We start from the raw sequence: 25,723 nt of genomic DNA, 5'->3' as shown, positions 1-25,723 counted from the left end.
ACACCGGCCCTGAGGGGCCGGTTTTGTATCTTTGATAAAGCATTCGAGTTGAGGAGTAGAGCATGAGTCAGGAATGGGATGCCGGTCGCTTGGACAGCGACCTCGATGGCGTAGCTTTCGATACCCTGGCTGTGCGCGCCGGCCAGCACCGCACCCCGGAAGGTGAGCACGGTGACCCGATGTTCTTTACCTCCAGCTATGTGTTCCGCACTGCGGCCGACGCCGCTGCGCGTTTTGCCGGTGAAGTGCCGGGCAACGTTTATTCGCGTTACACCAACCCGACCGTGCGCGCGTTCGAAGAGCGTATCGCCGCGCTGGAAGGCGCCGAGCAAGCTGTCGCCACTGCCACGGGCATGGCTGCGATTCTCGCGGTAGTCATGAGCCTGTGCAGCGCCGGCGACCACGTCCTGGTATCGCGCAGCGTGTTTGGTTCGACCATCAGCCTGTTCGAAAAGTACTTCAAGCGTTTTGGTATTGAAGTCGACTACGTGCCGCTGGCGGACCTGTCCGGCTGGGACGCGGCCATCAAGGCCAACACCAAATTGCTGTTCGTCGAGTCGCCGTCCAATCCATTGGCCGAGCTGGTGGACATTGCCGCATTGTCCGAAGTGGCCCACGCCAAGGGCGCGATGCTGATCGTCGACAACTGCTTCTGCACCCCTGCATTGCAGCAGCCGCTGAAGCTGGGCGCAGACATCGTTGTGCACTCGGCCACCAAGTTCATCGACGGCCAGGGCCGTTGCATGGGTGGCGTGGTTGCCGGCCGCAGCGAGCAGATGAAGGAAGTGGTGGGCTTCTTGCGCACCGCCGGCCCGACCCTGAGCCCGTTCAACGCCTGGATCTTCCTTAAAGGCCTGGAGACCCTGAGCCTGCGGATGAAGGCCCATTGTGCCAACGCCCAGGCCCTGGCCGAGTGGCTGGAGCAGCAGGACGGCATCGAGAAAGTCCACTACGCCGGCCTCAAGAGCCACCCGCAACACGAGTTGGCCCAGCGCCAGCAACGTGGTTTCGGCGCCGTGGTGAGTTTCGAGGTCAAGGGCGGCAAAGAGGGCGCCTGGCGCTTTATCGATGCGACTCGCCTGATCTCCATCACCGCCAACCTGGGTGACAGCAAGACCACTATCACTCACCCGAGCACCACCTCCCACGGCCGCCTGGCGCCGCAGGAGCGTGAAGCTGCCGGGATTCGTGACAGCCTGATCCGCATTGCGGTGGGCCTGGAAGACGTCGCTGACCTGCAGGCCGACCTGGCCCGTGGGTTGGCTGCCCTGTGATCGAGTGGTCCATGGAAGCGGCGAGCGCCAGTAACGGGCGGGTCGCGCTGGTGACCGGCGCGGCGCGGGGCATCGGCCTGGGGATTGCCGCCTGGTTGATTAGCGAAGGCTGGCAGGTGGTACTGACGGACCTGGACCGTGAGCGCGGTTCCAAGGTGTCCAAGGTGCTCGGCGACAACGCCTGGTTTATTACCATGGACGTGGCCGATGAGCGGCAGGTTGCCCAGGGCGTGGCCGAGGTACTTGGCCAGTTCGGGCGCCTGGATGCGCTGGTGTGCAATGCCGCCGTGGCCGACCCGCGCAACATCACCCTGGAAAGTCTCGACCTGGCTTACTGGAATCGTGTACTGGCGGTGAACCTCAGTGGTCCCATGTTGCTGGCCAAGCACTGTGCGCCCTACCTGCGGGCCCACGGCGGCGCCATCGTCAACCTGGCGTCGACCCGGGCACGCCAGTCGGAACCGGACACCGAAGCCTATGCGGCGAGCAAGGGCGGTTTGCTGGCCCTGACCCACGCGTTGGCTATCAGCCTCGGGCCGGAAGTACGGGTCAATGCCGTCAGCCCGGGCTGGATCGATGCCCGTGACCCGGCTGCACGCCGTGCCGAGCCGCTGACGGATGCGGATCACGCCCAGCACCCGGCGGGCAGGGTAGGCACTGTGGAAGACGTAGCGGCGATGGTGGCGTGGTTGCTGTCGCGCAATGCCGGGTTTGTCACCGGGCAAGAGTTCGTCGTCGACGGCGGCATGAGCAAGAAGATGATTTACACCGAGTAGGGCGGGTCGCGGTCCTGAAGCCATTTTGTCTTTTTCAGAAAAACTTCAAGCAGGCTATTGACTTAGGTCCGCTACCTGCGTAAATTTCGCGGCCTCAACGAAGCAAAGGGTGATTAGCTCAGCTGGGAGAGCATCTGCCTTACAAGCAGAGGGTCGGCGGTTCGATCCCGTCATCACCCACCACTTCTTGAGAGTTTTGCCCTAGGGCAAGACGCAACGTTAAAGGTTGCACCGACGCGCAGCGGTAGTTCAGTCGGTTAGAATACCGGCCTGTCACGCCGGGGGTCGCGGGTTCGAGTCCCGTCCGCTGCGCCATATTTTCCAGGTCTGATGTTTCAGATTTGAGATTGAACAGCCAAGGCTGGTCAGTCAGATGTTTGAAGGCGGTTGAAGGTGACACTTCAGCAGTCTGAGCGATACGCAGCGGTAGTTCAGTCGGTTAGAATACCGGCCTGTCACGCCGGGGGTCGCGGGTTCGAGTCCCGTCCGCTGCGCCATATCTGTTCCAGGGCCCACTGAACGCCCTGAGACGCCAAAGCAAGCCGCTGGCTTGGTTGGATCGATAGCAAAGACCCTGGTCGAAAGACCGGGGTTTTTTGTGTCTGCGATTGGGTGCCGGCGCGGCAAGTACAGGGGCCGGCAAGCCAGCCCCGTGGTCCGGGGTCAGAATCCCAGCTTGTCCCGCAACCCGTAATACCAGGCCCCCAGCGCCGCAAACGGCGTGCGCAACAGTTGTCCGCCGGGGAAGGGGTAGTGCGGCAGGCCGGCAAACGCATCAAAACGTTCTGCCTGGCCTCTCAGCGCTTCCGCCAGTACCTTGCCCGCCAAGTGAGTATACGTCACGCCATGGCCGCTACAGCCCTGGGAGTAGTAGATGTTATCCCCCAGGCGACCGACCTGCGGCAGGCGCGACAAGGTCAGCAGGAAATTGCCGGTCCAGGCGTAGTCGATCTTCACGTCCTTGAGCTGCGGGAAGGCCTTGAGCATCTTCGGCCGGATGATCGCCTCGATATTCGCCGGGTCACGCGCGCCGTACACCACGCCACCGCCGAAGATCAGGCGCTTGTCGCTCGTCAGGCGGTAGTAGTCCAGCAGGTAATTGCAGTCCTCGACGCAGTAATCCTGTGGCAGCAGCGTCTTCGCCAGTTCATCGCCCAGTGGTGCGGTGGTAATCACCTGCGTACCACACGGCATCGACTTGGCCGCCAGTTCCGGAACCAGGTTCCCCAGATAGGCGTTGCCCGCGACAATAATGAACTTGGCCCTGACCTTGCCGTGCGCCGTATGCACCACCGGATTGGCGCCGCGCTCGATGCGAGTCGCCGCCGACTGCTCATAAATGGTGCCGCCCAGGGACTCCACGGCTGCCGCTTCGCCCAGCGCCAGGTTCAGCGGGTGAATGTGCCCGCCGCTCATGTCGAGCAGGCCGCCCACATAGTTGTCACAGGCGACCACCTCGCGAATGCGCCGCTCGTCCAGCAACTCCAGCTGGGTGTGGCCGTAGCGCTCCCACAGGCGCTTCTGCGACTCCAGGTGGCCCATGTGCTTGCTGTTCAGTGCCGCAAATACACCGCCGTCCTTCAGATCGCACTGGATCTGATACTTGGCCACCCGCTCCCGAATGATCCTGCCGCCTTCAAATGCCATGTCGCCGAGTAATTTCGCCTGCTGGGGGCCGACACTGCGCTCGATCACATCGATATCACGGCTGTAGCTGTTGACGATCTGCCCACCATTGCGGCCCGACGCGCCAAAGCCTACCTTGGCAGCTTCCAGCACTGTCACGCGAAAGCCGTTTTCCAGCAGGAACAGCGCACTGGACAGGCCGGTATAACCGGCGCCAATCACGCACACATCGGTTTCGACTTCACCTTGCAGCTCTGGGCGAGGAGGTACCGCATTCGCAGACGCGGCGTAATACGACTGGGGGTAGGGGGTGTTCGCCATCCTGGAACCTCTGTTTTATATTTTTTACGAGTGCGCCGATCCTACCTGAGTTGAAAATCCGCTGCCAGCCGCCGGAAAATACCGTTGTGCTGGCCACAAATAAAAAATTCGCATATTCATAGGCTTAGCTGCAAAAAAGGTGTTGACACCCCTCGGGAATTCCGTAGAATGCCGCCTCACAGCAGGCACGTAGCTCAGTTGGTTAGAGCACCACCTTGACATGGTGGGGGTCGTTGGTTCGAGTCCAATCGCGCCTACCAAACAAAATCCGCTCTGCTGGGCGGTCTAGAAGGGCTCACCGAAAGGTGGGCCCTTTTTTGTTGCGATTTGCGAAGCCTTTACAACCTACCCCCTAAGAATGACGATTCGGCGGCTCCTCCTGGCTTGTCGATTTTTGTCCCGTTGCGCCTTTCTGAGCGTGCTTCGGCATCTTCTTTTCCCGTCTCCCATGAGCCTCACTGAACGCGATAACGGCTTGATCACGCGTCCGGCGCGTGTGATGCGTATGTCGGTGTCTGTGGGCAATAAAGTGAGCATTGAGAGTGCTGCTTTTGTAGGATTTTTAGCTGTATGCATGTACAGTTGTTTCGCCGAAAAATGGCCATGGGAAATCAGGAGAAGTCATATGTCAATTTACATCGATACCCCTTATGTTTTTACCCCGAATCCTTCTGCGGATAACGGCCCTCAACTCCAGTCGGTGATGAAGGCCGGATACCGTTGGATTCAAATCAATGGCACTGACTGCCCTATCGGGACAACAGTCCTGCTAAACCGTGATGACAACTGGCCCTACAGTGGGCAGATCATCGAGCCTGCCCCAGGGATCGATAAGGTCACTATTGACGTTTCAGGGATCGGCCGTAACCCGCTGGACCCCACAGATCCAAGTTATGCCGCCATCGACTACCAAGGCAATGTTCGCCCGGGCAGTTATTTGACCGCGCCGGCCTACGTCAATACGACCGAAATCTCCGTGGCCGACACGACTCCGTACACAAACGGTTCCTGGATCGTCATCTCGGACGCTTCAACCGATTTTGCAACCTACCCTATGCCACTTGACGGCCCCCTGGAGGTTCGCCAGGTTATATATGTGCTGGCTAACTCATTGATTGTTAATCGCGTAATCAAACGTGATCATCCCCTGGGCGCAATCGTGGCTTTATGTGACCCGATTAAAAACGTGTATATCCGCAACCTTGAGTTCACCGGGGACGCTGCGGTTGGCCTGCATCTGCACTACGCACAACACTGTGTTATAGAGAATATCACGTCGGTTGACTGGACCGGGCGCTGCATGCTGCTGCTGGACAACGGTGGCGAGTACAACACCATTCTTGATAGTTATTGCACGGCTACTGAGCCAGGTGTTGATCCTGAACAGACCGCCTGGGGTGTTGTCATTGAGGGGCAGGACTCTACCCGCGTGATTAATTCAGGTGGTGAAAATTGCGGCTTGGGGATGGGGATGAATTACAGCATTGATTGTGTGTCGATTAACGCTAGGGCTCGCCTCAATACAGTAAACGTTGGGGTCTATACAGCGTCTATTCGTACCGGGTTCCTTCGACCTGCGACCGAGTCCCCTCTGATTCTGGATAACGTCATCACTTCAGACTGCGTTGATTGCTATATGGTTGAGCCCATACCTTTTTCCTGATAATCATGGAAAAGAAAGCCCGCATTGAGCGCAATGCTGTTCACTTAAGGATTGTTGACTAATCCTCAAGCAGCCGGAAAATCCGAAGTCTGATAAGGACTTCGGATTTTTTATGCCTGTTGCTCAGGATTTAAACACCGTTCTGAATTTTGCTGAGCGACCACTCTCACGTCTTGAGGTGTTCGCCGATCATATTCCTGATGGATAAAAGCAGCGGCCACGCTGGCTGATAAAGCAACGATCCGACGTCGCCGTCTGCCTTCGGATATGGTGCTTTGGCTGGTTGTCGGGATGGCCCTTTTCAGGGGCGAGCCGGTCATTGAAGTCGCCCGTTGATTAAATATCTGCGCCGATGGAATTGCCAAGGAGATGCTCCTGGGCAAGAGCGGACTGTCCCAGGATCGCCAACGCCTGGGGATATGAGCGCTACCTACAAGACGACTGGCGTGGACTCCTTGGTGGCCATGGCTGGCGCCGTGTCGCCATCACACACGCCAAGACGCATGGAAGAGCTTCGCGGCAGCATAGGTGTGCTCTTCATAACAAAACGCCCCAGGCCAGCGAGGCTTAGGGCGGTGAGGCTGTCAAAAAACCGGTATTCGATTACCCGCAATGCTGCTCCGCTTAAGTGAACAGCATTGCGCATTGAGCGGGCTTTTTATTGGGATTGTCCAGGTAGCAAATTATTAGTTGGCTTTGTACTGAACAGGCCGGCGATTCTTTTTCCGAGTACGTGGGTAGGGGCTTCAACCCCCTGATGGATAAGCCAGGACAGTAAAATGGTGGCTAGTGACTGGATAACGAGGGCAGGAATCGGGCTGATCCCCTGGTCAATCATAATCCGCATCCCGACAATACCAAACGCCCCATGGCAGGCGTATAGCGGATAGCTGATATCGGCCAGAAAATTGAATACCGGGGGCCCCGTCCAGTTGCTGCAAAACAGGTAGAACACGGTAAACAGCGCAAATGCCATAAAGTAGGCAGCGATCACTTCAAACGGCCAGCCTTCAGTGAACCCGCTATACCCGAACACGCAGGGCATACAGATGGTTATGCCGAACAGCTTTTCAAGGCTTAACAGTCCACGGTAGTAATAGTTGAACGCAACGCCGATCATCATGAAAAAAATGTATTTGAACGGGAAGACGAACGCGGCCAACGGACCGGTGAGATAAATATCTCCAGGGTATAGGTTCGCGGCCAGCACAGTTGCGACGCCCAGCAACACGAGCGGCAGCAATTTTCCCTTGGTAATCATTGACCAACACAGAAGCACGATCAGGTAGAACTTGATTTCAACCTCCAGTGTCCACACCACGCCATCCAGCGGTGCGGAACTGCCAAACCAGTCTCGAAACAAAGACATTTGCGCGAGGACCTGGAGAGTCGTGTAGGTCGTGATGTTCCCCATATATGAGGCAGCTATTTCAAGGCTACCCAGGGTGATTAGAAGGCCAATGATATAGGTAGGCCATATTCGAAAAAGCCGGCCAATCACGAATTTCGTTTTCGCAAGAGCCGTTCCGCTCAGGCTGGATACCGAGATTGGAATTACCAGACCGCTGATCAGAAAGAACAATGCCACTCCGAACCCGCCCATGTTCACGTTGTTGAGCGGATTAAAGATGCTGATCATCCAGGCTGGAAAGGGTGGCTCAGCTAGGGGTGGCAGGCCACCGAAGCCACCTTTGAGGTAGTTGAACATCAGAATGTAATGGGCAATGACGACGCTGAGCGCCGCAATACCTCGCAAAGCGTTTGCGAAAGCGATCCGTTGCATGATGTTGTCCTGTTTATCATCGACGATCCTGTCGACCGGACATGATTATAGGTGGCTTTGGACAGGACGCCGGAGATTGTCAAATTCGAATGGGCGCTGAGTCGGCAGGATGCCGCGGAACCTGTAAAGCGCCCGTCCAGACGCAGTTCTGCAGCCATTGTCATGCACTCGATTTTCTCGTCTTGCCCCTTCAGATTGCGCTTCGCAAGTCTTTCGCCTGAATGTCCTGGGGATTCCGTTCGGCAACGTTAGGACTTTTCCGAGGTTAAAGATGGCGTCGTACTACTACTCTTCCTGTGTTGTTCCGAAGGATCGATAGGCCTGCCCCGATTCGTCATAAATAACTACAGAGAGCTCCCCATGCTTCAACTCGACTTCTATTCAACGCTGGTCGCCGCCTCCCTGGTGCTTTTACTTGGGCGCGGGCTGGTCGCTCGAGTCGGTTTCCTGCGCACTTACAATATTCCGGAGCCGGTGGCCGGCGGTTTAGTGGTGGCGGTGCTGCTCCTGGTCCTGCGTATGCTCGCTGGCATTGAGGTCCGGTTTGATTCGTCGCTGCAGACGCCACTGATGTTGGCTTTCTTTGCCACCATTGGTTTGAATGCGGATTTCGCCAGCCTGAAGAAAGGCGGGCGGGTGCTGGGGATTTTCCTGCTGGTGGTGACGGCGCTCCTGGTGGTCCAGAACGCGATGGGGATTGCGCTGGCCAAGGCGCTGGGGCTCGATCCGTTGATGGGGTTGTTGGCGGGCTCCATTACGCTGTCGGGTGGGCACGGGACCGGCGCGGCCTGGGGCGCGGTGTTCAGCGAGAAGTATGGCGTGGCGTCGGCGTCCGAACTGGCCATTGCTTCCGCGACCTTTGGCCTGGTGCTCGGCGGCCTGATTGGCGGCCCGGTCGCTCGCCTGCTGATCAAGCGCGTCCAGACGCCCGCCCTGGCGCCGGTACAACCGCTAGGGCCAAAAGGGTTCGAGCAGCCGAATCAAGAGCGCATGATCACCTCCTTCTCCTTTATCGAGACCCTGGCGCTGCTCGCCATCAGCCTGCAAGTGGGCACGTTCCTCAGCGGTTTTATCCAGGGCACGGCCTTTGAGCTGCCGACGTTTGTGTGTGTCTTGTTTGTCGGTGTGGTGTTGCGTAATGGCCTGTCGGCGCTGGGCTGGCACCAGGTATTCGAGCGCGAAGTCTCGGTGCTAGGGAATGTCAGCCTGTCGTTGTTTCTGGCGATTGCATTGATGTCGCTCAAGCTCTGGGACCTCGCCGCGCTGGCCCTGCCGATTTTCATCCTGCTGGCTGCGCAGGCGTTGATGATGGCGCTGTTTGCGATTTTCGTGACGTTCCGGGTGATGGGGAGCAACTATGACGCGGCGGTCCTGGCGGCGGGGCACTGCGGTTTCGGGCTCGGTGCCACGCCAACTGCCATTGCGAACATGCAGGCGGTGACCCAGCGTTTCGGGCCATCGCAGATTGCATTTCTGGTGGTGCCGATGGTGGGCGCCTTTTTCATCGATATCACCAATGCGATCGTGATCAAGTTGTACCTGGCGCTGCCGTTCCTGGGCGTCGCGGGATAAACGCGGTTTACCGGATTTGCCGTTTAATGACTCGCCAGGTCCTGCTTGCCCAGGACCTCGTCAATCACCCCAAGCTGCCAGGTGAAATACGGATTGAACGTCAACCGCGCGTGCATCTTGCCCGGCTCACGGTAGCCCCAGTCCGAATACCACACGTCGGCCCCTTGTTCGCAGGCGCGGGTTGCGTCGTCCGTCTGGCCGTTCCAGCAAAACCGCAGGCTGCCCTGTTCGCCATACAGAGCGTTGTCGGGTGAGAACAGCAACCCCATGTGGGAGAACTGGCTGATTCGCAACTCCGGCAGGTAGTCGGTACGCGCTTTTACACGGCGGGTATCCCAGGCGCTCTCTGGCAATGTGCCGTACCAGGCGAGGCGGCTATGGGGGTTGCTGAAGCGTTGCTGGAAGGTCTCCAGCACGTAGTGCGTATCGAGTACTGAGTCGTGGGCTGCGACGGCAATGAACACCGGCTTGTCATAGGGGCGCCGCTCCAGGTCCTGGCGGGCTAGCCGGCTGCTGCGGTAGAACTGGGCAAAACCGTTGGTGGGCACTGTCATGTAGCGCACCAGGCTCTGTTGTGGCCGGCTGGCGTCTGGCGCCAGCAGCCAGGGGCGCGCCCAACTGATCAGGGGTGTCAGCCAGTCGTAGGTCATGCTGGACTGGAACGCGGGAGAGAACAGCAGCAGCCCCGCGACGTCGTCGTGTTTGTAGGCGTAGTCGAGTACCAGGTTGGCGCCGGTGGAAAAGCCGCCGAGGTAGATTTCTCCCACCTCTGCGCGAAGGATCGCAGCCTGTTCGTCCACCACCCGGCGCCAGTCTTCCATGCGCACCTGCAGCATGTCGGCCGGTTGCGTGCCGTGGCCGGGCAGCAGCACGGTCCTGACCAGAAAGCCGCGGGCGGCCAGTGCGCTGCCGATATCGTGGAAAGACCAGGGTGAGTCACCCAGGCCATGCACGAGAATGATCCCGCGCTTGGGGGCACCAGCCGGGCGCCATTCCTGCGGGGCGTTCCAGTTGAGTTCGGCATCCTTGTCGGTGCCCTGGAAGTCACGATGGTCCCGCAGCCATTGCAAGGTAGCGGCGCGATACGCTTCGAATGACTTCTGGCCAAGCGGCATGCCCGGTTCTGCCAGGGCTGTCGTGCAGAGCAATAGGGCGAGCATGCCGCAAGCAACGCTTCGGAGCGTTCTGCGCATCGATGGACGGTGCTGCATACAGGTGTGGTTGTTCAAGGCAGGTTCTCAACGGAGCGTAACCGTAAGGTCATGCACGATAATGACCTGCCTTGTATCGCCGAAAGTGCGAAACAGTAGCAAGACGTTTCCGATGATCTCAGAAACGATCCAGCCGGTAGGGCCCAAGTGCCGGCAGCTCGTTGGACGCGGCCGCAGGCGATGCCAGCCGTGCAATCAACTCCGCCGTCACCGCAGCCTGCGTCAGGCCCAGATGCTGATGCCCAAAGGCAAGCAGCACCTTGCCCTCGCACACCTTGTCGATAATCGGCAGCGAGTCCGGCAGGGAAGGGCGAAACCCCATCCACGGCGTCGCGTCCTCGGCACTCAAGTCACGACGAAATAGCCCCTGGCTCAGCCGATGCAACTGCCACGCGCGTTCCATGTTCGGTGGGCGATCAAGGCCGGCGAACTCCACGGTCCCTGCCAGCCGCAATCCGCCGTCCATGGGCGTCATGATGAACTTGCGCTCCAATGACGTGACCGCAAACGGCAACCGTCCATGCTCATGGGGCAACATCAGGTGATAGCCGCGCTCTGTATCCAGCGGGACCTTTTTGCCAGTCAGTGCGCCGGTCAGGCTGGCTGAGTGCGCACCGCATGCGATCAACACCTGGCGCGCTGCCACCGTGCCTTGGTCGGTCCGCAATGAAACACCGTGCTCGTCCAGCTTCCCGCCCACGACCTGGCGCTTGAGAAATTGCACCCCGCTGGCCTTGGCCGCTTCCATCAGCTCGCAAACCACCCCATAGGGATCGAGAAAATGCCCGGTGCGAGGAAAGAACAACCCGCCCTGAATCCCTTTGCTGAGTTGTGGCGCCGCGTCCTGCACCACGCTGGCGTGCCAGTGGTCCACCGGCACTTCCTGCTGACTCATGCGTGCCTGCAATGCATCAATGGCCTGTCGCGACTCGGCGCGCTCGAAGACCAGCAACGAGCCGTCTTCGCGCATCAGGTGCGGGCGCTCGATGCTGCCCAGCAGCCGGTGCCAGGCGCCCAGGCTGCCTTCATTGAGCGCGCGGATCCCGGCGACGGTGCGCTGGAAGGGCGCCGGGCGCAGGTTCAGCAGCAGCCGGGTAAACCATGGCAGTGCACGCGGCAGGTATTTCCAGTCCAGGCGCAGCGGGCCCATCGGGTCCATGAGCATGGCGGGCAAACGCGTCAGGATCGACGCATCCGCGATGGGGAACACTTGCTCGGTCGCCAGGTGGCCGGCATTGCCGAACGAGGCGCCGTGGCCGGGTTCCTGCTGATCGATGATGACCACCCGCCGGCCCTGGCGCGCCAGTTGCAGCGCGCAGGCGACGCCGATGATGCCGGCGCCCACTACGGCGACGTCTGGCATGACGTTATCGGACATGTTCTAGGCTTCCCTCTGACCGTCGAGCAAGCGCCGCAGCAGCAATGGGTTGCCGTGTTGCAGGGCCGTCGGCAGCAAGCTATCCGGGAAATCCTGGTAGCACACCGGCCGCAGGAATCGCAGGATCGCGGCGGTGCCCACCGAGGTGGTGCGTGAGTCCGAGGTGGCCGGGAATGGTCCTCCGTGCACCATCGCATCACACACTTCAACGCCGGTCGGCCAGCCGTTGACCAGCAGGCGGCCGGCCTTGCGTTCCAGGGTCGGCAGCAGCGCGCGGGCAGTTGCCAGGTCGTCGTCATCCAGATGCAGGGTTGCGGTCAGTTGGCCCTCCAGGTGTTCGCTGACCCGGCGGACCTCATCGACGTTGGCACATTGCACGATCAATGACGCGGCGCCGAATATCTCGGCTTGCAGGCTGTGATTGGCGAGAAAGTCCCGGGCCTGGGTCACGAACAAATGGGCCTGTCCCTGGTTCGGCCCTTCTGCCGGCAGACCGGTACCTGCGAGCTGAGCATGCCGGGTCAGGGCGCTGACGCCGTCTTCGTAAGCCTTGAAGATCCCCGGTGTCAGCATGGTCTGGGCAGTGCTGTGTTGAAGCAGGTTGGCAGCCGTGCCGACGAAGTGGTCCAGCGCTTGCCCTGCAACGGCAATCACCAGCCCGGGGTTGGTGCAGAACTGGCCGGCACCCTGGGTCAGGGACGCGACAAAACCTTGTGCCAATGCTTCACCGCGTGCGCTCAACGCAGCGGGAAACAGGTAGACCGGATTGATCGAGCTCATCTCTGCATACACCGGGATCGGCTCGGGGCGCGCCTGGGCCGCCTGGCACAAGGCAATACCGCCGCTGCGCGAACCGGTGAAACCCACGGCCTTGATGCGCGGATCGCACACCAGCGCGATACCGACCTCGCGGCCCGAGCCATACAACAGCGAAAACACACCCTCAGGCAGGCCACATTGCTGAACGGCCCGGGCCACCGCGCGGCCCACCAGTTCGCTGGTGCCAGGATGCGCGCCGTGTGCCTTCACGATCACCGGGCAACCGGCCGCCAGTGCCGACGCGGTATCACCGCCCGCCACCGAGAATGCCAGCGGAAAATTGCTCGCGCCGAACACGGCCACCGGCCCCAGCGGTACGTGGCGTTGACGCAGGTCCGAGCGAGGCAGCGGCTGGCGTTCCGGTTGTGCAGTATCCACCCGCACATCCAGCCATTCACCCGCGCGCACGGTGCGGGCAAAGGTGCGCAATTGCTGGCAGGTACGCCCGCGTTCGCCCTGGATGCGTGGGCGGGGCAGGCCGGTCTCGGCCATCGCCCGTTGAATCAGTTCATCGCCCAGGGCTTCGATTTCGTTGGCGATGGTTTCAAGGAATTCGGCGCGAGCGGCCAACGGCGTTTCGCGATAGCTATCGAAGGCGCTCCAGGCCAACGCACAGGCGTGTTCGACATGTTCGGCGGTGCCGCCGGCGTAGGCGGGTTCCAACGCAAGGTTGGTGGCAGGATTGATCGCCCGGATGGCCTCGCGGCTGCCTGGAATGGAGTGCTGACCAATCAGCATGGTGCCCGTCAGAGTCATGGCGTAGTCCTGGAAAGTAAAGATGGGCTTGGCGAAGAGAATCCACTGTGGGAGCTGTCGAGCCCCAGCGAGGCTGCGATGCAGGCGCTGCGGTCTGGCAGGTACACCGCAGTGATCCCATCGCAGCCTCGCCGGAGCTCGACAGCTCCCACATTTGATCTTTGCTGCCTTGAATAGTGTTAAACGACGTTCTGCTCGGCCGACCAGTTGGCGTACCACTGGCGGAACAGCGTGTACTGGTTCTCTGCATAACGACGCTGGGCATCGCTGAGGGCATCGGTCTCGTTGAAGTGCAGGGTGTATTCCTTGTCGCCGTTGAGCACCATCAGATGTTTGTAGAACAGCACCAGGTCGCAGCCTTCGTCGAAGGACGACAGCACCGCCAGCGCCGACTCCAACTCCCGCGCCTGGCGACGTGCAGTGGCGTCGCCCTTGGCGGCTTTCTTGCTCAAGGCCACCAGTTGCAGGACTTCCCGTGGCAGTGCATTGCCGATGCCGGTGATTGCGCCGGTGGCGTTGCAGTTGACGAAGCCGTGCACCACTTGGGTATCCACGCCGACCATCAAGGTCACGTCATCGTCCTTGGAGGTGATGTGTTCGGCCGCGTAGCGCAGGTCTGCAGCACCGCCGAATTCCTTGAAGCCGATCAGGTTCGGGTACTCGCGACGCAGTTCGAAGAACAGGTCGGCGCGGGTGGCGAAGCCGTAGTAAGGGCTGTTGTAGATCACCGCCGGCAGGTTTGGCGCCGCCTTGAGGATGGCTGCAAAGTGATCCTTTTGCGCCGTCGCCGATGCGCCACGGGACAGCACCCGCGGGATGACCATCAAACCATGGGCGCCGACCTTCGCCGCGTGCGCTGCATGGGCCACGGCTTCACGGCTGTTGACCGCGCCGGTGCCGACGATGGTCGGCACACCGGCGGCCACCAGGCGCGCCACGCCTTCCTGGCGCTCGGCCTCGGTCAGCAACGGCCAGTCGCCCATGGAGCCGCAGTACACCACCGCGCTCATGCCGATATCGATCAGTTCGCGGCCCTTGGCGACCAGTGCGTCAAAGTCCGGTTTGCGCTGGGCGGTGCACGGCGTCATCAATGCGGGGATGCAACCGGTGAAGATAGTGGTATTCATTGTTTCAGCTCCAGTTTGATTGAAGGGGCGGGGGCGGTTCAGATGCCCCACGCGAAGGGGTCCTGTTCGTCGATCAGCAAGGTGCTGTCGGCGGTCATGTAGGCGCGGCCGGTGATGGAAGGGCGCACACGTTCGCCCTCCCATTCATAGCTGCCTTCGAATTGGCTGCCGGTGATGCTGGCTTGTATCCACGGCTCACCGGCGGCGAGTTTCCCGTCGGCCGCCAGGCATGCGAGCTTGGCGCTGGTGCCGGTGCCGCAGGGCGAGCGGTCGTAGGCCTTGCCTGGGCACATGACAAAGTTGCGGCTGTCGACCTGGGGGTCGTCGGCGAACAGTTCGATATGGTCGATCAGGGCACCGTCTTCGCCGTGGATGCCCTGGGCTTCGAGGGCCTTGAGCATTGTCCAGGTGTAGTCGGTCAGGGCTTCGACGTTGTCCATTTCCAGCGCTTGGCCATGATCGGAAACCAGGAAGAACCAATTGCCGCCCCAGGCGATATCGCCGTGGACCAAGCCATGTCCAGGCACTTGCACCGAGACATGCTGGCGATAGCGATAGGCGGGCACATTGCGCAACGTGACTGCGCCGTCGGCGTGCAACGTGGCGCTGACCGGGCCGACCGGCGTGTCGATCTTGTGCACCCCCGGCGCGATCTGCCCCAAGTGGTGCAACGAGGCAACCAGGCCGATGGTGCCGTGGCCGCACATGCCGAGGTAGCCGGCGTTATTGAAGAAAATCACGCCGCAGGTGGCATCGGCCGAGACCGGCGCGCAATACAGCGCGCCCACCAGAACATCGTTGCCACGGGGCTCCAGCAGGCACGCCCTGCGCCATTGGTCATGCCGGGTGCGCAGGTCGTCGAGCTTGTCGACCATGGTCTCGCCGGCCAGCGTCGGGAACCCCGTCATCACCAGGCGCGTGGGCTCGCCGCCGGTGTGGGAATCAATGATGTGCACTCGTTTCATAGAACAATCCATCCAGTGGTTGGCTGAGGCTCAGGAAGCAAGCTGCACTCGGCCGATGTCGGGCTCAGGGGCTTCGCTTTCGTCGTCTTCGGTTTCCAGGCGAACCAGGTGCGCCGGCACGCCGGTGGCCGCGCCCCAGTAATAAATCCCCAGCGCGCAAGCGGCGACGACCACGGTGTCGAAGGGATGGCCGAGGATGCCCAGGCCACCGAAGCTGCCGAGCTTCGACAGGATGATGGTCACGGCGTAGAAGCCGATCAGCCAGGCGGAGGAGCGAACCTGGCGGCCCAGGCTCAGGTGCAGGGTCGGCACAAAACGGCCGCACAGCAGGTACACCACGAACATCAGGATTTGCAGGCCGAGCAGCCACGACACGGTGCTCCAGCCGGACCAGTAGACGATCAGCGCGGCGATGATGAACGACAGAGGGCCGAGCAGGCCCATCCACTTGACCCGGAACGGGCGCGGCAGGTCAGGCGCATTGCGGCGCAGGGCGGCCACGGATACCGGCGCCACGGCGTAGCTCAACACCAGCGCGGCGGACACCACGTTGATCAGCGCTTCCCACGACGGGAAGGGCAGGGTCCAGAACACCGACAGGCCAAAGGTCAGCCATAGCGCCGGGCGCGGGATGCCGGACTTTTCATCGATGCGGGTGAAGATCTTGAAGAAGGTTCCGGTTTGCGCCCAGCCGTAGATCACCCGTGGCGTGGCGTTCATGTAGATATTGCCGCAGCCGCTGGGGGAGATCACGGCGTCGGCGACTACCAGGTACGCCAGCCAGCCTACGCCCAGGGCGAGCGCGATGTCGCGGTACGGCAGGGCCAGTTCCTTGGCGACGCCGGCCCAGCCGTTGGCGAGCATTTCGGTGGGGATGCCGCCGAGGAAAGCGGTCTGCAACAGCACGTAGATTGCAGTGGAGAGCAGCACCGACAGGATCAGTGCAATTGGAATGGTGCGTTGCGGGTTCTTCACTTCGCTGGCCACCGAGATGATCGGCGTCAGACCCAGGTAGGCGAAAATCACCCCGCCGGCAGACACGGCCATTTCAATCCCCGACAGGCCGAACGGCGCGAAGCCCTGGGCGTGGAAATTCTCCGGCTTGAAAAAGGTGAACAGCACGCCGATCACCAGCAGCGGCACGATGAACTTGAACACGCTGACCAGGTTATTGGCCATGGCGAAGGTCTTCACGCTGCGGTAGTTGAGGGCGAAAAACAGCGAGAGCAGCGCAAACTGCACGAACCAGCCGAGGACGGTGGGGTTGCTGGAACCCGCCTGCGTCAACTCGGGAAACCACGCCGCGGCGTATTGGCGCGAGGCGACCACTTCAATTGCCACCAGGCTTGAAAACGCGATCAGCGTGATAAAGCCCATCAGGTAGCCCAGCAGCGGGCCGTGGGAATAGACCGGGTAGCGCACCACGCCGCCGGCGCGGGGCAATGCCGCCCCCAGTTCGCAATACACAATGCCCAGCAGCAACACGGCGAAGCCGCCCAGCAACCAGGAAAAAATCCCCGCCGGTCCGGCGATGGCGGAGACGTGACTGGCCGCGAACAGCCAGCCCGAACCGAAGATCGCTCCCAGTCCGATAAAGGTGAGGTCGATCAATGAAAGCTGTTTCTTGAACTTGCCTTGGGCTGACATGGCGGCGCCTTCTTGTGGGTTATTGGATAGGCATGCAGTGGCCATACAGTGAACCCATCAACGGCGCCGCGATTGATGTTTTGCGCAGGCTGCGATGACGAAATCAGCACAATTGCGAGTGCTCGACAGGGCTACCGCCATGCGGCAATCTGCTCGCCAGGCACCGCCCGCCGGGCGCCTGGCCTGTCCGCAAAATGCAGGAGAGAGCGTCATGATGCAGAGCGCGTTCGCGACCCTATGCCAAGGGAGCGAGTCGAATCGTCCACAGACCATCGAAGAATTACTGGCCGGCGTGGGGTTGCTGTTGCCGATGCTGGACGTGATTCCCAATGCCGCGATCTTTATCAAGGACGTGCAGGCGCGCTACGTATTGGCCAACCGCACCCTGGTGCAGCGGTGCGGCTTGAAGGACTTGCAACCGCTGTTGGGAAAAACCAGCGCCGAGGTATTTCCCGCGCAGTTGGGGCCCGGCTATACCGAGCAGGATCGGCGGGTGCTGGAGCAGGGATTTGTCCTCGAAGACCAGTTGGAACTGCACCTCTACGGTACCCGCGAGCCGGGTTGGTGCCTGACCCACAAATGGCCGCTGTACAGCCGCGACGCTGCAATCATCGGCCTGGCGGGCATCTCGGTCGACCTGCAAACCGCCAGCGAAACCCACCCGGCCTATCAACGGCTGGCGGCGGTGGACGAACACATCCGGGCGCATTTCAATCGGCGGGTCACGTTGGGTGAACTGACGCGGATCGCCGGGATTTCCGTGGCGCAGCTGGAGCGCTACTGCAAGCGCGTCTTCCACCTGACACCGCGCCAGATGATCCAGAAGGTACGCCTGGAACATGCGCACCGGCTGCTGCATACCGAGCTGCCGATCACTGAGGTGGCGTTGCAGTGCGGGTATACCGACCACAGTGCGTTTACCCGGCAGTTCAAGGCGTTGACCGGGTTTACGCCGCGCCAGTATCGGCAGGCGACCAGTGTGCGGTGATGTCTAATTGGATCTACGTGAATGTCATGAGCAGCGGTGGCGCCAACAAGGAGGGCGCCAACGCTCTTCGCAGTTGCGCAAACCTGGTCAGTTTTATCCCTGCCGTTGGTGCGACTTATCAAGTCGTCCAGTCCGTGCCGGTGAGTGGCTGCGTGGTGGATGTCACCGACAAAAGCACCGGGGGCTCTCCCGATTCGTTCAGAAGAGAAGCGGTTATCGGTGGGTGTTCGCCTTGACTCAGTAGGACGGCGTCACCTGGGTAATCACTGGCCGGCCTTCAACGTTTCAAGCATCGCCTGTGCTGCCAGCGCATGCACCTTGCGCGTCGGATGCCATTCATCCCAGTAGTAATGCGCATCCGGGTTTTCACACACCGGCTTCACGTCCGGATAGGTGTGTTGGCAGGGCGTATCCAGGTCTTTCAACCCCGCCACCTGGGGAGCTGCGCGCAGCTTGTCGCTGAACGCCACGTGGTCGAAGTAGCTGATGCTGACCTGATGCGCCTTAGCCAATGTGCTCAGCACAACCGGCAGTTTTTGTTCCAGTACCTGCTGGTAGTTTTTCGCGTTCTCGACTTGATTGCCCTGCACCACGGCTGGCACATGACTCAAATCCGTGGTGCCCACTACCATCACGTGTTTTGCGCCCGCTGTAATCAGTGTCTCGGTGGCTTTCTGAATATTTGCCACGCTGTTCTGGCTGAGTACGGCAACCGACTCGGTGTGCGAGAAGTCGGCCCATTCAAAAAAGTCGTTGGCCGAGATGAAAATGAAAAACAGCGCCTTCGGGTCGGCTTTTTGTGCCTTGGCGGACTTCAGGTAGTCAGCGATCTGGCCTGAAACGCCGGTGTCGCGGGCGGGCTCCATCCAGGCGTAGTAGTTGCCATTGCCACTCTTGGCGCCGCCCACTGCGTAGTCGGTCAAGGGTGTTTTCAAGGCGTGGGCCAGGTTCTCGACGGCAGTCGGGCCATTGCTCCAGCGGCCCTTCCAGTACAACGAGCCGGGCAGTTCCTGGGCATCCTTGACCTTCAGAGTGGCCAGGGTCTTGGTGAAGCGTTCACCCGCACCGTTATCGGAGTAGCTATCGCCGAACGCATAGAGGTGATCGTAGCGGGGAGCGCCAAAGGCGGTGGAGGCGGTCAGTACCAATAGAGCGGCCAAGCAAGCGCGTAGAGTCATTGGAAATCTCCCGGGTGGTGCTCCAAGAGTACTGGCGATGAAGTGCATGCCCGCGGGCGGTTGCGACCTGTGTGTAGCTGAGGGCGCAAAGACTGTCCTGTATGCGACAGGTGGCTATCGCTGGTAGTGTCCGCAGAATTGGGCATTCACATCAGGAAGATTGAGATGGCATCAGCGATAGAGTTGTCTTTTGAAGTTACGGAGCAAGAGCGCCAGGCCATCCTTCAGCCGCTGAGGGCATACAACATCAGCCAATGCGGCGAGAACCCGTTCGAAACGTTTGGGCTGTTACTGCGTGATCCCGCCAGCCAGGAAGTGGTGGGCGGCCTGTACGGGAAAATTTCCTATGGCTGGATGTTCATTGAGCTGTTGAGCGTGCCTGAGTCAATGCGCACTCAAGGCATGGGCTCGCGGCTGATGCTCGCGGCTGAGGAGCTGGCACGGGAGAAAGGGTGTGCGGGGATCTGGCTGGACACCTTCAGCTTCCAGGCGCCCGGGTTCTACCGGAAGCTGGGTTTCAGCGAGTTCGGGCATATTGCCGAGTACCCGCCAGGACACACGCGCCACTTTTTCCAGAAGCACCTGGGCTGAGGGCTAGCGGGTCACCGACCGCCACGTGACCAAGCCGTCCAGCCCTTTATCGGACTTCAAGTACCTGAGCACGTTCTGCACCTGGGCCTTCTCTTCAAACGGGCCGACAAATGCCCTCTAACGCTTCAAACACCCACAAACTTTATTGGATTGCAGCAACAATTTTTCTTGTTGGACACCTCCCTCCCCAAGCAGCAAAGATGCGGCCACTGACGCTCGACCTTCCAGGTCAACAATAAAAAATCGAGCCGGGCTGCACGCCGTTTTCTTGCAGTGAACCCTTTGTTCACTACCTGCTTTACTGGCGCCGCAGCGCGCACTTAAGGACCTCACCACCATGCAAACTGTTGTGAACCTATGGCCGCTGATTGGCGTACTCGTCATCGTGGTCGGCTTTGTGTTGCGCTTCAATCCGCTGCTGGTCGTCACGGCGGCAGCGATTGCCACCGGGTTTGCCGCCCACTTTCCACTGGAAAAGATCCTCGCCACCATGGGCGACGGCTTCCTCCAGACTCGCGCCTTGCAATTGATCCTGTTGTTGCCCCTGGCTGTCATCGGCTTGCTGGAGCGCCATGGCTTGCGCCTGCATGCGCAAAACTGGATCGCGCGCTTTGAGCGGGCCACGGTCGGGCGCTTGTTGATCATCTATCTGTTTGTGCGTGAATCCACAGCGGCCATGGGCCTGACGAGTCTGGGCGGGCACCCGCAGATGGTGCGCCCGTTGCTGGCGCCGATGGCCGAAGGTGCGGCGGAAAAACGCTATGGCAAACTCCCCGACAAGCTTCGCCACAAGGTCCTGGCCATGTGTGCCGCGACCGACAACGTCGGGCTGTTTTTTGGCGAGGATATCTTCGTCGCCTTTGGTGCGATTGCGTTGATGCACACCTTCCTGCTGGGTTCGGGGATTGATGTCGAACCTCTGCACATTGCGGTCTGGGGCATCCCGACGGCGATCTGCGCCTTCATCATTCACGCCATTCGCTTGCACCGCTTTGACCGAATGCTGACCCGAGAGCTGTTACCGGCCAACACAGCGGAGGCGGCGCAATGATCATTTCCATTCAATACCTGTACTGGCTGGCCGGCGTTCTGCTGGTGATCACCGCCGGGATGATCCTGATGGATCGCACCCACCCCAAGCGCTGGTCGAGTTCGTTGTTCTGGCTGCTGTTTGCCATTCCGTTCCTGGTGGGGGAGCGCCTGCCCTCGGTGGTGGTCGGCGTGGGCGTGGTGGTGATGGCACTCATCGCGGGCCTGGGCGGCGTAGGCCGCGGCGCGCATGCCCAGTTGCATGACAAGGCCGCACGGGCCAGCGCAGGTCGCCTGGGGCATAAACTGTTTATCCCGGCATTGGCCATTCCGTTGACCACGGTGATCGGCTCGGTATTGCTCAAACACACCGAGATCGGCGGCGTGCCGCTGCTGGACCCGAAGAACACCACCTTTGTTTCCCTGGGTATCGGCTGCCTGATTGCACTGGCGCTGGCCTGCTGGCTGACGCGGGACACGCCGGTGCAAGCCCTTCGCGAATCCCGGCGCCTCACCGAAGCGCTGGGCTGGGCGATGGTGCTGCCGCAGATGCTGGCGATGCTCGGGCTGTTGTTCAACGAAGCGGGCGTGGGCACAGCGGTGGCGCACATCACCACCACCTATATCAACCTGGATTACAAGCTGGTAGCGGTGATGGTGTATGTGTTGGGCATGGCACTGTTTACCGTGATCATGGGCAATGGCTTTGCCGCCTTCCCGGTGATGACCGGCGGCGTTGGCGTACCGGTGCTGGTGGGCATCTACGGCGGCAACCCGGCGGTGATGGCTGCCATCGGCATGTTCTCCGGTTACTGCGGTACGCTGATGACACCCATGGCGGCCAACTTCAATATTGTCCCGGCGGCGTTGCTGGAGCTGCCGGATAAAAACGCGGTCATCAAGGCACAGATGCCGACCGCGTTGATGATGCTGGTGGTCAATATTGTCCTGCTCTACCTGCTGATGTGAGGCTGTAATGCGCACTGTATTGCTGACGGGTTTCGAACCGTTTGACCAAGACCTTGTCAACCCGTCCTGGGAGGCGGTACGCCTGTTGGAGGGTGTGCAGTTGGGCGCTGATGTGCGGATTGTCGCGCGCCAGTTACCCTGTGCCTTTGCCACGGCGGGCGAGCGCCTGGCTCAGCTGTTGGCCGAACACCGCCCGCAGATGGTCATTGCTGTCGGGCTGGGCCCCGGGCGCAGTGATATTTCCATCGAGCGGGTCGCGATCAACCTCAACGACGCGCGGATTCCGGACAACCTGGGTGAGCAACCTGTCGACACGGAAGTGCTGCCCGGCGGCCCTGCGGCCTACTTCGGCACCTTGCCGAGCAAGGCCATGGTGAGGGCCGTGCGCGAGGCCGGCATTGGGGCCAGCGTGTCGCAAACCGCCGGCACTTTCGTGTGCAACCAGGTGTTCTATCTGTTGCAGCACGCGCTCGCCGGGTCAGGGGTACGCAGCGGTTTCATCCATGTGCCGTGGCTGCCCGAGCAGGTGGTGGGCCGAATACCCGAGCCGGCCTCGATGGCGTTGCCGATGCAGGTCGAGGGCTTGCGGATTGCGCTGCTGACGGCCTGGAATACCCTGGTGGATATCACTGAAACGGGTGGGCAAGTCAGCTGAGGTTTTCGGCTTCGCGTCCCGGGAAAAACAACGCGAAGCAGGTCACACCGCTCTCGCTGCTCACGCTGTATCGGCCGTTATGCAACTGCATGATGGTCGCGACAATTGACAGCCCCAATCCATTGGAATGCGCCGAACGCTCCCGTGATTCATCCACGCGATAAAACCGCTCGAACAACCTGGGCAAGTGCTCCGCCGGGATGGTCGCGCCGTGGTTGGTCACTGTCAGGTTGATGCCTTCGGCGCAGGGTGTGGCCTGGATCAGCAGTTCAGAGGCGGGCGCACCATATTTGATGGCGTTGGCGCACAGGTTGGCCAGGGCACGGCGCAGCAGCATCGGCTCGGCCCAGATCACACCGGCGCCCTGGGCGAGGATGCTGATGTCGACATCGCCCGCCAGGCCTTCGAAGTAGTCGGCCATGCGTTCCACTTCGTCGGCCGCGTCCAGTTCCTGGCGCTGGCGCAGTGCACTGGCCGGGTCGGTGCGGGCCAGGAACAGCATGTTGTCGAGCATGCGCGCCAGACGTTCGAGTTCTTCGACGTTGGAGGCGAGCAGTTGCTGGTAGGCCTCGATGCTACGGTGTTGCTGCAGCGCCACCTGGGTTTCCCCGAGCAAGTTATTGATCGGCGTGCGCAGTTCGTGGGCCATGTCGGTGGAGACCTGGCCCAGTTGCACAAAACCCTTGGCCAGGCGTTCGAGCATGGTGTTGAACGAATCAATCATCGGCAGCAGTTCTTTGGGGGCGCCTTGGCTGTCGAGGCGCGCGGCGAGGTTGCCGACGCCGATGCCCTGGGCATGCACGGCCAGGCGCCGCAATGGCAGCAGGCCGCGATGCACCATCAAGTAACCGACCACCGCCAGTACCAATGCCGCGATGCTGGCGAGGATATAGACACTCAGCCGGTAGCTGGCGAGCACTGCGGTGCGCTCGGTCATCAACCGCCCGGTAGTGACTTGCAGGCTGCCCAGGTCGCCTGAATCGATGGTGGCGGCGAGGGTGGAGAAGGGGACGCCATTGACGCCGGGTAAATGCTGCACGTCGGCGAATTCCAGGGCGTGGTCCCGGGGCACCGGTGCAACGTCGGGCATGTCGATGTTGCCGGGGTTCACTTCCAGCAGCGGTTTCTGCCCGGGTGCGGCGATGCTCAGCACCGATTCGCGGTTGCCCAGCATGTTCTGGAACAGTTCGGGCTTGGTCTTGATCAGGTCCAGGGTGTTGCTGTCGTTCAGCAGGTTGCGCAGTTGGTCGACGCGGTAGATCAGCGCAGCGTCGTCGCGGTGGATCAGTTCGCGCTCAAGGTCGCGGTACAGCGCCACGCCGAGGGTTGCCAGCAGGGCGAACGCCAGCAGGGCGAAGATCAGCGCCAGGCGCAGCGTCAGGGAGTAATGCCGGGGCTTGCTCATGGTTGCGTATCGAAGCGATAGCCGATGCCGCGCACGCTATGGATCAGCTTGAGCTGGAACGGGTCGTCGATTTTCAGGCGCAGGCGGCGCACGGCCACGTCGACCACATTGGTGTCGCTATCGAAATTCATGTCCCACACCCTTGAGGCGATCAGCGAACGCGAGAGTACCTGGTCCTGATGGGTGGCGAACAAGTGCAACAAGGCGAACTCCTTGTTGGTCAGGGTGATGCGCACGCCGCCACGGCTGACGCGGCGCTTGAGCACGTCGATCTGCAGGTCGGCGATCTGCAAGTGTTCTTCTTCACGGCTTGGCCCGCGCCGGGTCAGGGTGCGCAGGCGCGCCACCAGTTCGGCGAAGGAAAACGGCTTGATCAGGTAATCGTCGGCGCCCAGTTCCAGGCCCTTGATGCGGTCGGCAATATCGTCCCGGGCGGTCAGGAACAGCACCGGCGTGTCGGCTTCCTTGCGCAGGCGACGCAGCACTTCCCAGCCGTCCATCTTCGGCATCATCACGTCCAGCACGATCACGTCGAACGGGGTTTCCAGGGCCTGGTGCAACCCGTCCACGCCATCGCGGGCAAGGCTCACGGAGTAACCCAGTTCCTGCAGGCCGTTAAGCAGGTAGTTGCCCGCCTTGGGCTCGTCTTCGACTACGAGGATATTCATGGGATTCGCCCTGGTGATGTGCAGTTCTTGCGTGGCGCAAGTGTAGCCCGATCAATTGTCATTGGGGCAGCCGATGCCCTGTACTTGATAGTCCAGCACGTGTTCGCGGCCCTGGCTGTCGAGGTAGTCGAGGCGCGCAGGGACAATGCCGCACTGGCCGTAGGTATCGGTGCTCGACAGTACTTTGGCCACGTCCATGTGCATGAAGAAGCCGGGGGTGTCATGGATCACCGAGGTGGTGGCGGTGGTATCGGCAAAGGCCGAGCCGGTGGCGAGGAGGGCAGCAAAGCCGAGGATAAACAGTTTCATGGCGGTATCTCTCTTTAAGGGTTGGCTGCCGGTATCCGGCAGTGAGTTCACAGTAACCAGGCGACACAAACAGCCAGCCAACAGGATGATGACAAGATCGTAATGAAGGGCTTAAGGCTGGCGGCCGGACGCTTCGAGGATCAGGTCGGTGATTTCCTTGGCGTGGGAAACCAGGGACAAGTGGCTCGATGGCACCTCGATGGTGGTGGCGTTCATGCGCTTGGCGAGAAAGCGTTCCAGGTCCGGGTTGATGGTCTGGTCATTGCTGGACACCGCATACCAGGACGGCTTGGTGTGCCACGCGGCGTTGACGGTGCGACCGCTGAACAGGGTCTTGGCGATCGGTTGTTGCACGGCGTACAGCTCCATGGCCTTGGCGTGGGGTACGTCGGCGGCAAAGTACTTGAGGAAGGCGTCCTGGTTCAGGGTCAGGTAACCGTCGTGCTCCACCACACCGGCCCGCACGGGTGTGCTTGGGTACTTGGCGGACAGGGCGACGAAGTCTTCGTTGGCGTCCGGAGCGCGGGCGGCGACGTATACCAGGGAGCTGACCTTGGGGTTGACCCCGGCGTCGCTGACCACGGTGCCGGCGTAGGAATGGCCGACCAGCACGGTAGGACCGTCCTGTTGATCGAGTACGCGATTGGTGGCAGCGACGTCATCCGCCACCGAGGTCAGCGGGTTTTGCACGGCGGTTACATGCAAGCCGGCGGCCTGCAGGCGGGTAATCACTTCGGACCAACTGGAACCGTCGGCCCAGGAGCCGTGTACCAGCACTACGTTATTGGCTTTCACCGGTGCAATCGGGCCGGCCACGGCGGCGCCGGTCCCCAGCATCAACAGGCTGGCGGCGATCAGGCAGAGTTTGCTTGCAGGTTTCATGGGCGGGCTCGCTTCATTTTCAGTGGGAAGTTGGGTCACCCGCTGTGGGTGACTGACGACTTCACTGTATGAAGTGAGGGTGCGGGCAACACTGACAGCTTGATGACAAGTTTGTAATGCAATGGGCAGCC

General features: G+C 60.9%; 22 protein-coding genes, 4 tRNA genes and 1 pseudogene. 14 read left to right on the top strand and 13 right to left on the bottom strand.

The features are described from left to right. Positions 1 to 62 precede the first annotated feature (62 nt). The 5 genes from ACIOMR_RS06110 to ACIOMR_RS06090 all read left to right on the top strand — a co-directional run bounded on the left by ACIOMR_RS06110 (position 63) and on the right by ACIOMR_RS06090 (position 2,547). Positions 63 to 1,274 carry an O-succinylhomoserine sulfhydrylase gene (locus tag ACIOMR_RS06110; protein WP_008438742.1) on the top strand — a complete coding sequence of 404 codons (1,212 nt, stop codon included), beginning with the start codon at positions 63 to 65 and terminating at the stop codon, positions 1,272 to 1,274. Positions 1,275 to 1,285: 11 nt separating this feature from the next. Next, positions 1,286 to 2,050 (top strand): SDR family oxidoreductase, encoded by a 765-nt coding sequence (locus ACIOMR_RS06105; RefSeq protein WP_003212687.1) that lies wholly within the window; start codon positions 1,286 to 1,288, stop codon positions 2,048 to 2,050. Between the two features lie 107 nt (positions 2,051 to 2,157). Next, a tRNA-Val gene (locus ACIOMR_RS06100) sits at positions 2,158 to 2,233 on the top strand. Positions 2,234 to 2,288: 55 nt separating this feature from the next. Beyond that, a tRNA-Asp gene (locus ACIOMR_RS06095) sits at positions 2,289 to 2,365 on the top strand. Between the two features lie 105 nt (positions 2,366 to 2,470). Further along, positions 2,471 to 2,547 (top strand) — tRNA-Asp (locus ACIOMR_RS06090). Positions 2,548 to 2,713: 166 nt separating this feature from the next. Here ACIOMR_RS06090 and ACIOMR_RS06085 read toward each other — a convergent pair. Further along, positions 2,714 to 3,997 (bottom strand): FAD-binding oxidoreductase, encoded by a 1,284-nt coding sequence (locus ACIOMR_RS06085; protein WP_003212689.1) that lies wholly within the window; start codon positions 3,995 to 3,997, stop codon positions 2,714 to 2,716. Between the two features lie 183 nt (positions 3,998 to 4,180). Between ACIOMR_RS06085 and ACIOMR_RS06080 the strand changes: the two genes are divergently transcribed. The 3 genes and pseudogenes from ACIOMR_RS06080 to ACIOMR_RS06070 form a co-directional block, all read left to right on the top strand. Further along, positions 4,181 to 4,257, top strand: a tRNA-Val gene (locus tag ACIOMR_RS06080). A 188-nt stretch (positions 4,258 to 4,445) separates the two neighbouring features. Next, positions 4,446 to 5,660 (top strand): hypothetical protein, encoded by a 1,215-nt coding sequence (locus ACIOMR_RS06075; RefSeq protein ID WP_256344563.1) that lies wholly within the window; start codon positions 4,446 to 4,448, stop codon positions 5,658 to 5,660. A gap of 201 nt (positions 5,661 to 5,861) precedes the next feature. Next, positions 5,862 to 6,077, top strand: a pseudogene (locus tag ACIOMR_RS06070) (transposase domain-containing protein); the annotation flags it as partial. A 241-nt stretch (positions 6,078 to 6,318) separates the two neighbouring features. On the opposite strand, the gene ACIOMR_RS06065 reads toward ACIOMR_RS06070, so the two are convergent. Beyond that, positions 6,319 to 7,443: an acyltransferase family protein gene (locus ACIOMR_RS06065; RefSeq protein ID WP_401192864.1), complete on the bottom strand. Its 1,125-nt coding sequence runs from the start codon at positions 7,441 to 7,443 to the stop codon at positions 6,319 to 6,321. A 360-nt stretch (positions 7,444 to 7,803) separates the two neighbouring features. Between ACIOMR_RS06065 and gltS the strand changes: the two genes are divergently transcribed. Then, the gene (gene gltS, locus ACIOMR_RS06060) at positions 7,804 to 9,015 is read left to right on the top strand and encodes a sodium/glutamate symporter (RefSeq protein ID WP_102368526.1); all 1,212 of its coding nucleotides are present in this window, start codon (positions 7,804 to 7,806) and stop codon (positions 9,013 to 9,015) included. A gap of 23 nt (positions 9,016 to 9,038) precedes the next feature. Here the strand turns inward: gltS and ACIOMR_RS06055 are convergent, their stop codons facing one another. From ACIOMR_RS06055 to ACIOMR_RS06030, 6 genes are all read right to left on the bottom strand, one after another. Continuing rightward, on the bottom strand, positions 9,039 to 10,130 hold the full coding sequence (locus tag ACIOMR_RS06055; RefSeq protein WP_250884727.1) for a carboxylesterase: 1,092 nt from the start codon (positions 10,128 to 10,130) through the stop codon (positions 9,039 to 9,041). 214 nt (positions 10,131 to 10,344) lie between these two features. Then, on the bottom strand, positions 10,345 to 11,604 hold the full coding sequence (locus ACIOMR_RS06050; protein WP_401192861.1) for an FAD-dependent oxidoreductase: 1,260 nt from the start codon (positions 11,602 to 11,604) through the stop codon (positions 10,345 to 10,347). 3 nt (positions 11,605 to 11,607) lie between these two features. After that, complete coding sequence (locus ACIOMR_RS06045; RefSeq protein WP_401192858.1) at positions 11,608 to 13,179, bottom strand: aldehyde dehydrogenase (NADP(+)); 1,572 nt, start codon at positions 13,177 to 13,179, stop codon at positions 11,608 to 11,610. Between the two features lie 179 nt (positions 13,180 to 13,358). Further along, on the bottom strand, positions 13,359 to 14,306 hold the full coding sequence (locus ACIOMR_RS06040) for a dihydrodipicolinate synthase family protein (RefSeq protein ID WP_401192855.1): 948 nt from the start codon (positions 14,304 to 14,306) through the stop codon (positions 13,359 to 13,361). A gap of 38 nt (positions 14,307 to 14,344) precedes the next feature. Further along, entirely contained in the window at positions 14,345 to 15,271 is a 927-nt protein-coding gene (locus tag ACIOMR_RS06035; protein ID WP_401192852.1) for a 4-hydroxyproline epimerase, read from the bottom strand. Positions 15,272 to 15,301: 30 nt separating this feature from the next. After that, positions 15,302 to 16,918 (bottom strand): APC family permease, encoded by a 1,617-nt coding sequence (locus ACIOMR_RS06030; protein ID WP_008438731.1) that lies wholly within the window; start codon positions 16,916 to 16,918, stop codon positions 15,302 to 15,304. A gap of 211 nt (positions 16,919 to 17,129) precedes the next feature. Between ACIOMR_RS06030 and ACIOMR_RS06025 the strand changes: the two genes are divergently transcribed. Then, positions 17,130 to 17,906: an AraC family transcriptional regulator gene (locus ACIOMR_RS06025; protein WP_174717779.1), complete on the top strand. Its 777-nt coding sequence runs from the start codon at positions 17,130 to 17,132 to the stop codon at positions 17,904 to 17,906. Positions 17,907 to 18,169: 263 nt separating this feature from the next. Here the strand turns inward: ACIOMR_RS06025 and ACIOMR_RS06020 are convergent, their stop codons facing one another. Beyond that, positions 18,170 to 19,084 (bottom strand): SGNH/GDSL hydrolase family protein, encoded by a 915-nt coding sequence (locus tag ACIOMR_RS06020; RefSeq protein ID WP_177069224.1) that lies wholly within the window; start codon positions 19,082 to 19,084, stop codon positions 18,170 to 18,172. 165 nt (positions 19,085 to 19,249) lie between these two features. Here ACIOMR_RS06020 and ACIOMR_RS06015 point away from each other — a divergent pair, with 165 nt between their 5' ends. The 4 genes from ACIOMR_RS06015 to pcp all read left to right on the top strand — a co-directional run bounded on the left by ACIOMR_RS06015 (position 19,250) and on the right by pcp (position 22,328). Then, positions 19,250 to 19,675 carry a GNAT family N-acetyltransferase gene (locus ACIOMR_RS06015; protein ID WP_177035808.1) on the top strand — a complete coding sequence of 142 codons (426 nt, stop codon included), beginning with the start codon at positions 19,250 to 19,252 and terminating at the stop codon, positions 19,673 to 19,675. Positions 19,676 to 20,012: 337 nt separating this feature from the next. Next, positions 20,013 to 20,726, top strand: a complete 714-nt coding sequence (locus ACIOMR_RS06010; RefSeq protein ID WP_003219990.1) for a DUF969 domain-containing protein — start codon at positions 20,013 to 20,015, stop codon at positions 20,724 to 20,726. Next, a complete protein-coding gene (locus tag ACIOMR_RS06005; RefSeq protein WP_003219989.1) occupies positions 20,723 to 21,673 on the top strand; it encodes a DUF979 domain-containing protein in 951 nt (316 codons plus the stop codon). The genes ACIOMR_RS06010 and ACIOMR_RS06005 overlap by 4 nt, the downstream gene beginning before the upstream one ends. Positions 21,674 to 21,680: 7 nt before the next feature. Beyond that, positions 21,681 to 22,328, top strand: coding sequence for a pyroglutamyl-peptidase I (gene pcp / locus ACIOMR_RS06000; RefSeq protein ID WP_008438704.1), 648 nt, complete (start codon positions 21,681 to 21,683; stop codon positions 22,326 to 22,328). Here the strand turns inward: pcp and ACIOMR_RS05995 are convergent. The 4 genes from ACIOMR_RS05995 to ACIOMR_RS05980 all read right to left on the bottom strand — a co-directional run bounded on the left by ACIOMR_RS05995 (position 22,321) and on the right by ACIOMR_RS05980 (position 25,592). Next, the gene (locus tag ACIOMR_RS05995) at positions 22,321 to 23,733 is read right to left on the bottom strand and encodes a heavy metal sensor histidine kinase (protein WP_401192846.1); all 1,413 of its coding nucleotides are present in this window, start codon (positions 23,731 to 23,733) and stop codon (positions 22,321 to 22,323) included. The genes pcp and ACIOMR_RS05995 overlap by 8 nt on opposite strands. Beyond that, on the bottom strand, positions 23,730 to 24,401 hold the full coding sequence (locus ACIOMR_RS05990; RefSeq protein WP_003219986.1) for a heavy metal response regulator transcription factor: 672 nt from the start codon (positions 24,399 to 24,401) through the stop codon (positions 23,730 to 23,732). Before ACIOMR_RS05990 ends, ACIOMR_RS05995 begins: the two co-directional genes overlap by 4 nt. A gap of 51 nt (positions 24,402 to 24,452) precedes the next feature. Beyond that, positions 24,453 to 24,710, bottom strand: coding sequence for a DUF2790 domain-containing protein (locus ACIOMR_RS05985; protein WP_003219985.1), 258 nt, complete (start codon positions 24,708 to 24,710; stop codon positions 24,453 to 24,455). Between the two features lie 111 nt (positions 24,711 to 24,821). Then, positions 24,822 to 25,592, bottom strand: a complete 771-nt coding sequence (locus tag ACIOMR_RS05980; RefSeq protein WP_102368533.1) for an alpha/beta fold hydrolase — start codon at positions 25,590 to 25,592, stop codon at positions 24,822 to 24,824. Positions 25,593 to 25,723: the final 131 nt, after the last annotated feature.

Origin of the sequence: Pseudomonas sp. NPDC087814 (assembly GCF_044742865.1) — a bacterium.
Taxonomy (GTDB): domain Bacteria; phylum Pseudomonadota; class Gammaproteobacteria; order Pseudomonadales; family Pseudomonadaceae; genus Aquipseudomonas.
The sequence above is the reverse complement of the archived record's forward strand: the minus strand, read 5'-3'. Positions and strand labels throughout refer to the sequence as shown.

What these genes read in the sequence shown, in the direction of transcription:
- ACIOMR_RS06110 (WP_008438742.1), top strand. Translation starts at nt 63, where the DNA reads ATGAGTCAGGAATGGGATGCCGGTCGCTTGGACAGCGACCTCGATGGC.
- ACIOMR_RS06105 (WP_003212687.1), top strand. Translation starts at nt 1,286, where the DNA reads ATGGAAGCGGCGAGCGCCAGTAACGGGCGGGTCGCGCTGGTGACCGGC.
- ACIOMR_RS06085 (WP_003212689.1), bottom strand. Translation starts at nt 3,997, where the DNA reads ATGGCGAACACCCCCTACCCCCAGTCGTATTACGCCGCGTCTGCGAAT.
- ACIOMR_RS06075 (WP_256344563.1), top strand. Translation starts at nt 4,446, where the DNA reads ATGAGCCTCACTGAACGCGATAACGGCTTGATCACGCGTCCGGCGCGT.
- ACIOMR_RS06065 (WP_401192864.1), bottom strand. Translation starts at nt 7,443, where the DNA reads ATGCAACGGATCGCTTTCGCAAACGCTTTGCGAGGTATTGCGGCGCTC.
- gltS (WP_102368526.1), top strand. Translation starts at nt 7,804, where the DNA reads ATGCTTCAACTCGACTTCTATTCAACGCTGGTCGCCGCCTCCCTGGTG.
- ACIOMR_RS06055 (WP_250884727.1), bottom strand. Translation starts at nt 10,130, where the DNA reads ATGCCGCTTGGCCAGAAGTCATTCGAAGCGTATCGCGCCGCTACCTTG.
- ACIOMR_RS06050 (WP_401192861.1), bottom strand. Translation starts at nt 11,604, where the DNA reads ATGTCCGATAACGTCATGCCAGACGTCGCCGTAGTGGGCGCCGGCATC.
- ACIOMR_RS06045 (WP_401192858.1), bottom strand. Translation starts at nt 13,179, where the DNA reads ATGACTCTGACGGGCACCATGCTGATTGGTCAGCACTCCATTCCAGGC.
- ACIOMR_RS06040 (WP_401192855.1), bottom strand. Translation starts at nt 14,306, where the DNA reads ATGAATACCACTATCTTCACCGGTTGCATCCCCGCATTGATGACGCCG.
- ACIOMR_RS06035 (WP_401192852.1), bottom strand. Translation starts at nt 15,271, where the DNA reads ATGAAACGAGTGCACATCATTGATTCCCACACCGGCGGCGAGCCCACG.
- ACIOMR_RS06030 (WP_008438731.1), bottom strand. Translation starts at nt 16,918, where the DNA reads ATGTCAGCCCAAGGCAAGTTCAAGAAACAGCTTTCATTGATCGACCTC.
- ACIOMR_RS06025 (WP_174717779.1), top strand. Translation starts at nt 17,130, where the DNA reads ATGATGCAGAGCGCGTTCGCGACCCTATGCCAAGGGAGCGAGTCGAAT.
- ACIOMR_RS06020 (WP_177069224.1), bottom strand. Translation starts at nt 19,084, where the DNA reads ATGACTCTACGCGCTTGCTTGGCCGCTCTATTGGTACTGACCGCCTCC.
- ACIOMR_RS06015 (WP_177035808.1), top strand. Translation starts at nt 19,250, where the DNA reads ATGGCATCAGCGATAGAGTTGTCTTTTGAAGTTACGGAGCAAGAGCGC.
- ACIOMR_RS06010 (WP_003219990.1), top strand. Translation starts at nt 20,013, where the DNA reads ATGCAAACTGTTGTGAACCTATGGCCGCTGATTGGCGTACTCGTCATC.
- ACIOMR_RS06005 (WP_003219989.1), top strand. Translation starts at nt 20,723, where the DNA reads ATGATCATTTCCATTCAATACCTGTACTGGCTGGCCGGCGTTCTGCTG.
- pcp (WP_008438704.1), top strand. Translation starts at nt 21,681, where the DNA reads ATGCGCACTGTATTGCTGACGGGTTTCGAACCGTTTGACCAAGACCTT.
- ACIOMR_RS05995 (WP_401192846.1), bottom strand. Translation starts at nt 23,733, where the DNA reads ATGAGCAAGCCCCGGCATTACTCCCTGACGCTGCGCCTGGCGCTGATC.
- ACIOMR_RS05990 (WP_003219986.1), bottom strand. Translation starts at nt 24,401, where the DNA reads ATGAATATCCTCGTAGTCGAAGACGAGCCCAAGGCGGGCAACTACCTG.
- ACIOMR_RS05985 (WP_003219985.1), bottom strand. Translation starts at nt 24,710, where the DNA reads ATGAAACTGTTTATCCTCGGCTTTGCTGCCCTCCTCGCCACCGGCTCG.
- ACIOMR_RS05980 (WP_102368533.1), bottom strand. Translation starts at nt 25,592, where the DNA reads ATGAAACCTGCAAGCAAACTCTGCCTGATCGCCGCCAGCCTGTTGATG.